Raw genomic sequence first — 8,817 nt, forward strand, 5'->3', positions numbered from 1 at the left:
CCGATCCACGTGGCGAAGTCGTCGCTGAAGCCGGTACTGACGAGCAGGCACTCATCGCCACGCTCGACCTCGACGCCATTGCCGCGGAGCGAAGCCGGGAACCGGCGCTCCGCATGCGCAGGCCAGAGCTGTACCGCTGACCGCGGGCCAACGGTCCACGGCCGCTCGTGGACAGGCGCCGCGCCTCGATCCCGGAGCAGCCGTACGACGTCGCCGCCGACCTGTTCGATGATCTCCGCACGACAGCACCGACCGTGCTGGTGCACGAGGACCTGCATTGGGCAGACGAGGCGACACTCGACGTGCTTCGGCTGCTTGGTCGCCGCGTATCAGCACTGCCGGTGCTTGTCCTGGTCACCTATCGCGACGACGAGGTGGACGTCGTGCACCCGCTCCGTCGGGTGGTCGGCGAACTCGTGACGCTGCCGGCAACGTGTGAGCTGCGGCTGGAGCCGTTGTCGAGGTCCGCCGTGACCGAGCTGGCCGCGAACCACGGTCGCGATGGCGGACAGATCCACGCCCTGACCGGCGGCAACCCCCTCTTCGTCATCGAGGTGCTCGACTCACGCGCTGATGAGGTGCCCGCGAGCATCAGTCAAGCGGTGCTCGGACGCGCGAGCAGACTGGGTCCACGAGCTCGAGCGATGCTTGACGCAATTGATTGCTCCGTCGACGTGCGGCTGCTCATGGCGATCGCCGACATGACCGCCGACCTCATCGACACGTGTGTGTGTGGTCGGGCATCGTCGTGGCCGAAGCGTCGGGCTGCGCGATCCGGCGACACGAGTACTCGGTCGCCGCCGACGCGTTGAGACGAGCTGAAGCGTGGTGTCGCGATCTGGGTCACGAACTCGGACTGTTCTACGTCCGGGCCTACCAGTCGGTCGCCGCGCTCGACCAGGATGACTGGAAACGCGCGGCACATCTTGCTGACCTGGTGGTCGCCTATCCCCGATCGTCGACGATCCCGAGGGTCCTCGCGCTGACCGTGAATGCGCTGATCGCCGCGCGCACCGGACTGGGCGATCCCCGGCCGGCACTTGACCTGGCGCGCGACCTCGCAGCGCCGACGGGCGAGCTCGAGCGACTCGTGCCGCCGGCCCTGGCCCGTGCCGAGCTGGCCTGGATCGCCGGACGTCCCGATGCGATCGTCGACGCGACAGATGAGCCCTGGCGTCTGGCGGTCGAGCGTGGTGCGACGTGGATGATCGGACCGCTCGCCAGCTGGCGACGCCGCGCCGGCATCGACATCGATCCACCCGATGGGATCGCCGAACCGTATGTTCTGCAGGCTGCGGATCGACACCTCGAGGCTGCGCAGTGGTGGTCAGCGCGCGGCTGTGGCTACATCGCTGCGTTGTCGGTGCTGGAAGCTGCCGACGAAGCCGGCGAGGTTGGCGCATCTCAGATCTTCCGCGACCTCGGCGCCAAAGCGCTTGCCGTGATACGGCCGGCCGTCGGGGTGAGCAGTTCTGCACGGGGAGAGGCGCACCGAGGGCAGAGACGAATGGGCCCATGGCTTGTAGACGGCGTCTCCGCGTCCGCGTCGGTCGTACCCGTGGACGAAGGCCTCACCCAAAGAGGACCAAGGCCTCTACACGCCGATGACGTGGCGTCGGACGCTATGCGCATGAGGACCTACGAGATCCAGCCGGACACCGCCGACGAGCAGCCGACCGCGGTGTCCGAAGCGACGTTGCCCGTCGACGAGATCGGCCCCTGGATGGCGAAGACGTATGGTGCGGTCGCCGGGGTGCTCGCACACACGGGCGTGCAGCCGGTGGGCCCACCGTTCTCGCGTTTCCGCCGGCTCGACGACGGGCGCTTCGCTGTCGAGGCGGGCTTCCCGGTGGCCAGCCCCATCGACGCGTCCGGCGACGTGCGGGGGTCATCGCTGCCCGCCGGTCGGGTCGCCAGGACGATGCACGTCGGGGACTACGACGAGATGGAGCCCGCGTACGACGCGCTCGCCTCCTGGGTCCGTGAGCAGGGAGGCGAGCTCGTCGGCGACGCCTGGGAGATCTACTACAGCGACCCCGAGGAGGAACCCGACCCGAAGTCGTGGCGCACCGAGATCGTCCAGCCGTACCGCATCGGCTGAGCGGCAGCGGCGCTTCAGTCCGTTGTGCGGACCGTTTGGTCGCCTTGGCGTATGCGACGGCGTCGTCGGTGCTCATTGATCGTCCGCGGGCGAGGCGACGTCGATCTCTGAGTCGCTGAGGGTGCGGCTGCCGGCGTCGCGGGGGTGCTCCGTTGTCCCAGCGGTGGTTGGACGGTCAGCCGTCCGCCGGCGTCATCGTGGAGGCGGGATGCCGCACCGGCGAGCGTGACGGCCTGTTCGAGTTGTCCCAGGGCGATGGCGGCCTGGCCTTCGTACCAGCGTTCCCGTCATCAGCTGCCGCGGTCATGACACGCGATGGTTCACCGAGTACCTAGAAACGTGCTTGTGCGAGATATCTTACCTAGGTATAGTCCCGCGCTGTGACTGAGGAGGGACTTCGGATCGGGCAGGCGGCGGCGCTGCTTGGCGTGAGCGTCGACACGCTGCGCCGGTGGGAGGACGACGGGCGGGTCGAGCTGACGCGCAGCGAGGGTGGCCAGCGGCTGGTGCCGCTGCCGGAGGTGCAGCGACTGCTCGCGGAGCGTCGCACGCCGTCGCGGGTGATCACGGCGTCGTCGGCGCGCAACCAGCTGGACGCGATCGTGACCCGCGTGGTGCGTGGTGACGCGGCGGCGACCGTGGAGATGCAGGCGGGCCCGTACCGGCTGGTCGCGCTGACCACTGCAGAGAGCGTCGACGAGCTCGAGTTGGACGTCGGCACGCGGGTGGTGGCATCGGTCAAGGCCACGAGCGTCATCGTCGGTCTTCCCAAGGAGTAGAGCGTGCGGATCCGCATCGTCCTGGGAGTGCTGCTGGCCGTGGTTGGGGCCGCGTGTGGCGGTGGGCAGGCGGCGCCCTCGGAGGCCGCGTCGCCGTCAGTGGCTGCGACGTCCTCCGAGGCGTTGTCGGGCGCATTGACGGTGTTCGCCGCGGCCTCGTTGACCGGTGCATTCGAGGCGGCCGCCGAGCAGTTCGAGCAGGCGCATCCCCACGTCAGTGTGGCGTTCAACTTCGCGAGCAGCTCGACGTTGGCCACGCAGATCGTGGAGGGCGCCCCGGCCGATGTGTTCGCGTCGGCGAACCAGCCGCAGATGGACGTGGTCGAAGACGCTGGGCTGGTCGCGGAGCGGACGGACTTGGCGGGCAACAGCCTGCAGATCGCCGTGGAGCCGGGCAATCCGAAGGGCATCGACGGCCTGCAGGATCTCGCGCGCGACGACGTCACCGTGGTGCTGGCAGCCGAGGAGGTGCCTGCCGGCGAGTACGGGCGCGAGGCGCTCGACGCGCAGGACATCGACGTCGAGCCCGCATCGCTGGAGACCGACGTCCGCGCGGTCCTGTCGCGCGTCGCGCTGGGAGAGGCCGACGCCGGGGTGGTCTATACCAGCGACATCGCATCCGCCGGCGCGGACGTCGAGGGCGTCGACATCGCGGCCGGCCAGAACGTACCGGCGACCTACCCGATCGCCCCACTGGTCGACGCGCCGAACCCGGCCGCCGCCGGCGCATTCATCGACTACGTCACCTCCGACGACGGCCAGGAGTTGCTGAACGAGTTCGGCTTCTCGCCGCCATGACCTCATGTAGCGAAGCGGTAGGTCGCGTGATGACCTCATGTAGCGAAGCGGTAGGTCGCCTGGCGTGAGCTGGGACCCCGGCGCTTCCCGGCGATCACGGGTCGGCCTGCAGACCGTGATGGGCTGGCTCGGGATCCTGGCGATCGCATTGCTGCTCCTGCCGCTGGTCGGGCTGGTGGTCAACACACCGTGGGCGCGTCTCGGCGAGCTGATCGCCGACGCGACGGTCCGGTCGGCGCTGCGACTGTCTCTGGTGACGTCGACCGCCGCGCTGGCGCTGTCGACCCTGTTGGGCGTGCCGCTGGCATGGCTGCTCGCCCGCCGGGAGTTCCCCGCCAAGACCCTGCTGCGGGCGCTGTGCGTCCTGCCAATGGTGCTACCTCCCGTCGTGGGTGGGGTGGCGCTGCTGCTCGCGTTCGGCCGCCGCGGGCTCATCGGCCAGCCGCTGGACGCGCTGACCGGCATCACCCTGCCGTTCACCGCCGCCGGCGTCGTCCTCGCCGAGACCTTCGTCGCGATGCCGTTCCTGATCGTGACGGTCGAAGCCGGGCTGCGGTCGATGGACCGCCGCTACGAAGACGTCGCCGCGACCCTCGGCGCCAGCCGGTGGCTGACGTTCCGACGGGTCACCGTGCCGCTGCTGGGACCATCGCTCGGCGCCGGCATGGCGCTGTGCTGGGCGCGCGCGCTCGGCGAGTTCGGCGCCACGATCACGTTCGCGGGCAACCTGTCAGGCCGAACCCAGACCATGCCGCTGGCGGTGTACCTGCAACTCGAGCGGGACGTCGACGCCGCGATCCTGCTCAGCCTGATCCTGCTCGCGGTGTCAGTCGCCGTCCTCGTCGCGCTGCGCGGCCGGTACCTCGGTGTCGGCTGATCCCGTGGACGACGCACCGACACCGTCGTCCACCTCGCACGCTGAAGACAGTTCCGACGGCCTGTCGGCCCGCCTCGCCGTCAATCTGGGGACGTTCACGCTCGACGTGACCCTGCACGTCGGGGCGGGCGAGGTCGTCGCGCTGCTCGGCCCCAACGGTGCGGGAAAGACCACACTGCTGCGTAGCCTTGCGGGTCTCACGCCGCTGCAGTCGGGCCGGGTCGTCGTTGCCGGCCGCACGCTGGACGACACCGCCGCCGGGATCCGGCTCGCGCCCGAGGACCGTGGCGTGAGCATGGTCTTCCAGGACCACCTGCTGTTCCCGCACCTGGACGTCGTCGACAACGTCGCGTTCGGGCTCCGTGCGCACGGGATCCCCGCCCGTCAGGCACACGAGCACGCCATGACGTGGCTGGCACGGGTCGGGCTGACCGATCTCGCCCGGTCACGTCCCCACCAGCTGTCGGGTGGCCAGGCCCAACGGGTCGCGCTCGCACGCGCGCTCGCGTACGAGCCGAACCTGCTGCTGATGGACGAACCGCTGTCCGCACTGGACGTCGAAGCCCGCCTGACGATCCGCCGCGAGCTGCGGGGCCACCTCGACGCCTTCTCCGGTCCCAGCATCGTGATCACCCACGACCCGGTCGAGGCGATTGCCCTCGCAACGCGACTCGTGATCCTCGAGGACGGACGCGTCGTCCAGGACGGCTCGATCGACGACGTCACCCAACGACCGCGATCGGTGTGGATCGCCAGACTCGTGGGTCTCAACCTGTACCGCGGCCATGCGGACGGCACGACCATCCGGCTCCCGCCCCACCAGCGGCTGGTCACCGCCACCACCGCACGTGGCGACGTCTTCGCCGCCGTGCACCCGACAGCCGTCGCGCTGTACCGCGACCGGCCCGACGGCACACCCCGCAACGTCTGGACCGGCACCATCGACGGGCTCGACGTCCACGGCGACCGCGTCCGGGTCCACGTCGCCGGGCCACTCCCGATCGTGGCCGAGGTCACCCCCGCCGCCGTCGCCGCGCTCGACCTCGGCGTCGGCGGCGACGTCCACGTGTCCGTCAAAGCCACCGAGGTCAGCATCTACCCGGCCTGATCCGCCGGGACGTCGAGGAGGGCGATGCCACCGAGCTCACGCGATCTACTTGGGCGCGGTGCCACGTGATCCTGACCGACGCCATAGGTGGATGGCCGACGCTTCCACCAGGTAGGCGCGGAGGGCATAATCAGCGCCGTAATGGACGAGGAGACGGCTCGGCGCCAGCGCCGGGTCTGGGCACGGCGCGGATGGAGGCTTTCAGCGACGGCGTGTTCGCCATCGCCATCACGTTGCTCGTTCTCGAGATCGGCGTGCCCAGCGGGTCGGAGGGAGACCTCGCACGCGCATTGGTGGAGCAGTGGCCCTCCTACCTGGCGTATCTCGTCAGCTTCGCGACGATCGGGGCGGTGTAGCTCGCGCACACGGTGATCACGGAGCACCTCGATCACGCCACCTCGATCCTCATCCGGTTGAACCTGCTCATGCTCATGGTGGTGTCGTTCCTCCCGTTCCCGACCCGACTCATGGCGGAGTACGTTCGCCAGGACGCACCTGAGCGCGTCGCGACCACCATCTACGGGATCAACCTGCTCCTGTGCTCGGTGCTGGTGTCGGTGCTGTGGCGGTTGGCGGTCCGCGAGCGGCTCGTGCGACCAGACTCATCCGACGAGGACGTGACGACGCTGACCAAGCGGCTCCGCCTCGGCGGCATGGCCAGCTACCTGGTCATGATCGTCCTCGGGTGGTTTCTGCCCGTGCTCGCGGTCCTCGGCTACCTGGCTGTCGCGATCTACATCATCGTGCCGTTCGGCGTGCTCAGGCTCAGGTCTTCCCGCGCGTGACAGCCCATGAGCTCAGCGATCATCTGCCCTGCGGCGCAGCGAGCGCACGAGGTGGTTGAGGCCGTGCTCGAACTGGTCGGACGATGCGGTCGTGGTGAGCGTGTCGCGGAGCTCGTGGAGGGTGGGGTACGCGTCGGGGTCGAGGTGGTCGAGGGCGGTGGTCCACGCGGTGGTGTAGGCGGTGGCGGGCTGCTGGTGGACACGGGGGAGCTCCCACATGACGAAGCCGAACACGTATGTGAGCAGCGTGTAGAAGGTCCGGACGGCGTCGGTTGTGGAGAAGCCGGCTGTGCGCAGGATCGCGTGGGTCTCTTCGAGTTGGTCGAACACGGGACCGACGGTCAGGCCGCGGTCGGCGAGGATCCGTGAGAGGGCGGGGTGCGCGAGTGCCTGGTTCCGCAGCGCGCGGAGGTAGCCGACGACCCGGCCTTCCCAGTCGCCGGGCGCGCCGGGGGGAACCTCCACACGGCTGAGCACCTGTTCGGCGACGGCGTTGATCAGGTCGTCCTTGCCCTCGATGTGGCGATACAACGACATCGTTCCCACGCCGAGGCGTTCGGCGAGCCGCGGCATGGTGAGCGCGTCGATGCCCTCGTCGTCCATCAGGGCCAGCGCGGCGCGCACGACCCGGTCGCGCGACAGCGTGTTGCGGCGCACCCGCCCCGTCGACTTCTCCGTCTGCCGTGTGTTCGCCACTGTGACAAGTCCAGGATCCTGCTGTTGCGTATCTCATACGCTGACGCTAGCGTATCAGGTACGCAACCGACGTCAGGACGTTCGATGGGTCGCCCGGTTCAGCACGCCTGGGCACACCCTGGGTCGATGTCGCTGCTCGTGCGCCGGCCAGCGTCCGGCGTCACGAACTCGACACGACCGATACGAGAGAGAGCGACACCATGGGTACGTTTCACCTCGAGGCCACCATCGACCGCCCCCGCGAGGATGTCTTCGCCGTCATCGCCGACCCCACGACGATGCCCCGCTGGTACGAGGCGGTCCAACGGGTCACCACGACGTCGACGGGTCCGATCACGGCCGGCGCGACCTACGTGATCACCCGGTCACTGCCCGGCGGCGAGGTGCACAACACCGTCGAGATCACCGAGTACGAGACGAACCGGTGCGTGACGTTGGAGAGTCGCGACGGCCCCACCCCGTTCCTGTACCGCTACACCCTCCAGCCCCGTCCGGGCGGGGTCACCGGGATCACCCTCGATGGCCGCATCAGCGGCACCGGCCTCCCGGCACCCTTGGGTGCCGTCGACTCCCTCGCCACGCGGCTGTTCAAGCACGGCATGCGACGCAACCTCGACGAGCTCAGACGCATCATCGAGTCGGCACCCACGCGTCAGGAATGACCGGTCAGCTGAGGATCGGGAGGCTGAGCACTCTGGTGGTGCGTCGTCCGTTGGTCAGGTCTTGCGCACCACCCGTTCTCCCTCACCCGGCCTCCAGATGGTGATCGCCAGCTGACCGTCCTCGATCGCCAGCGACGAAGCGCCTGTGAGATCGGCGACGTGGAAGGGATCGAACACCCATCCCCGGAGGTCCATCCCGGTCTCGTCGAACAGGTTGGTCGCGAACCGCTGATGCAGGTCGTCGTCCTGCAGGTTCGCGGCGTCGCCCCACAGCTTGGCGTCCCCGTCGCTCACGTAGGGGTCGACCGTGGCCGTGTGCAGGCAGAACCGTCGGTCGCGACCCAGGTCCCGGAACTTGGTGGTGTCGGGCATACCGACGAGCACCAGGTGGTCCTCGAAGATCCGGGGTTCCATCGGGCTGATCCGGGGATAGCCGTCGGCGCGGAGCGTGGCGAGCAGGCACAGGTTGCCCGCGGCGGTGTGACGGCGGACGAAGACCTCGGCGATGCGCGGGGCGTCGGCGGCGAACTCGTTCCAGGTGACCACGACAGGGGACACTACCGGGTCGAGTCGCCCGACGCACAGCCGTGCTCGGCGGTGCGGTCTCGTACATCTGACGTCAAGGTGACGCTGGCGTTCCCCTGACCGACTGGGACGCCCGGCTCGGGTCCATGCGAGCAAATGGTTTGACGCTCTTCCTGCTCGGAGGAAGACGGCCGCATCTGCCGAGAGGCGTGGCGGCGTCGTGGGGGCGGGCCGCCAGGGGGGAGAGGCCGAACCGATGGGTCGCATGCGTGTGGACCGGGCGCGGCTGCTCGACCCCGACACCCCCGACGAGGACCGGACGTACGGGCGCATCTGGCCGATCTTCGCCGGCGAGCGGGGCGACTATGAGCTGCTGGCCGGTGACCCCGCCGCCGCACGCGCGCGGCTGGCCGACATCGCCGCGACCGCCAACGACGGCCTGATGCTCCCCGAGCAGGTGTGGGACGATCGGGACCCGTCGGGAGA

At 69.3% G+C, this 8,817-nt stretch carries 12 protein-coding genes; 10 read left to right on the forward strand and 2 right to left on the reverse strand.

Going from position 1 to position 8,817, the window contains the following annotated elements; translation table 11 throughout:
• Positions 1 to 167: 167 nt before the first annotated feature.
• The 8 genes from VK923_11245 to VK923_11280 all read left to right on the forward strand — a co-directional run bounded on the left by VK923_11245 (position 168) and on the right by VK923_11280 (position 6,448).
• The gene (locus VK923_11245) at positions 168 to 812 is read left to right on the forward strand and encodes a hypothetical protein (protein ID HSJ45245.1); all 645 of its coding nucleotides are present in this window, start codon (positions 168 to 170) and stop codon (positions 810 to 812) included.
• Positions 749 to 2,101, forward strand: a complete 1,353-nt coding sequence (locus VK923_11250; protein ID HSJ45246.1) for a GyrI-like domain-containing protein — start codon at positions 749 to 751, stop codon at positions 2,099 to 2,101. The genes VK923_11245 and VK923_11250 overlap by 64 nt, the downstream gene beginning before the upstream one ends.
• A 380-nt stretch (positions 2,102 to 2,481) precedes the next feature.
• On the forward strand, positions 2,482 to 2,880 hold the full coding sequence (locus VK923_11255) for a helix-turn-helix transcriptional regulator (protein HSJ45247.1): 399 nt from the start codon (positions 2,482 to 2,484) through the stop codon (positions 2,878 to 2,880).
• Positions 2,881 to 2,883: 3 nt separating this feature from the next.
• Positions 2,884 to 3,678 carry a molybdate ABC transporter substrate-binding protein gene (gene modA / locus VK923_11260; GenBank protein ID HSJ45248.1) on the forward strand — a complete coding sequence of 265 codons (795 nt, stop codon included), beginning with the start codon at positions 2,884 to 2,886 and terminating at the stop codon, positions 3,676 to 3,678.
• A gap of 64 nt (positions 3,679 to 3,742) precedes the next feature.
• The gene (locus tag VK923_11265; GenBank protein HSJ45249.1) at positions 3,743 to 4,555 is read left to right on the forward strand and encodes an ABC transporter permease; all 813 of its coding nucleotides are present in this window, start codon (positions 3,743 to 3,745) and stop codon (positions 4,553 to 4,555) included.
• A gap of 4 nt (positions 4,556 to 4,559) precedes the next feature.
• Positions 4,560 to 5,663 (forward strand): ABC transporter ATP-binding protein, encoded by a 1,104-nt coding sequence (locus VK923_11270; protein HSJ45250.1) that lies wholly within the window; start codon positions 4,560 to 4,562, stop codon positions 5,661 to 5,663.
• 191 nt (positions 5,664 to 5,854) lie between these two features.
• The gene (locus VK923_11275; protein ID HSJ45251.1) at positions 5,855 to 6,019 is read left to right on the forward strand and encodes a TMEM175 family protein; all 165 of its coding nucleotides are present in this window, start codon (positions 5,855 to 5,857) and stop codon (positions 6,017 to 6,019) included.
• 12 nt (positions 6,020 to 6,031) lie between these two features.
• Positions 6,032 to 6,448 carry a hypothetical protein gene (locus tag VK923_11280; GenBank protein ID HSJ45252.1) on the forward strand — a complete coding sequence of 139 codons (417 nt, stop codon included), beginning with the start codon at positions 6,032 to 6,034 and terminating at the stop codon, positions 6,446 to 6,448.
• 12 nt (positions 6,449 to 6,460) lie between these two features.
• Here the strand turns inward: VK923_11280 and VK923_11285 are convergent, their stop codons facing one another.
• The gene (locus VK923_11285) at positions 6,461 to 7,144 is read right to left on the reverse strand and encodes a TetR/AcrR family transcriptional regulator (GenBank protein ID HSJ45253.1); all 684 of its coding nucleotides are present in this window, start codon (positions 7,142 to 7,144) and stop codon (positions 6,461 to 6,463) included.
• A gap of 200 nt (positions 7,145 to 7,344) precedes the next feature.
• On the opposite strand from VK923_11285, the gene VK923_11290 reads away from it, so the two are divergent.
• Positions 7,345 to 7,806, forward strand: coding sequence for an SRPBCC family protein (locus tag VK923_11290; GenBank protein HSJ45254.1), 462 nt, complete (start codon positions 7,345 to 7,347; stop codon positions 7,804 to 7,806).
• 54 nt (positions 7,807 to 7,860) lie between these two features.
• Here the strand turns inward: VK923_11290 and VK923_11295 are convergent, their stop codons facing one another.
• Positions 7,861 to 8,352: a pyridoxamine 5'-phosphate oxidase family protein gene (locus VK923_11295; protein ID HSJ45255.1), complete on the reverse strand. Its 492-nt coding sequence runs from the start codon at positions 8,350 to 8,352 to the stop codon at positions 7,861 to 7,863.
• Positions 8,353 to 8,596: 244 nt separating this feature from the next.
• Here VK923_11295 and VK923_11300 point away from each other — a divergent pair.
• The coding region (locus tag VK923_11300; GenBank protein ID HSJ45256.1) for a hypothetical protein at positions 8,597 to 8,817 on the forward strand (221 nt) is incomplete at its 3' end.

This window comes from Euzebyales bacterium (genome assembly GCA_035461305.1).
In the GTDB taxonomy this organism is placed as follows: domain Bacteria; phylum Actinomycetota; class Nitriliruptoria; order Euzebyales; family JAHELV01; genus JAHELV01.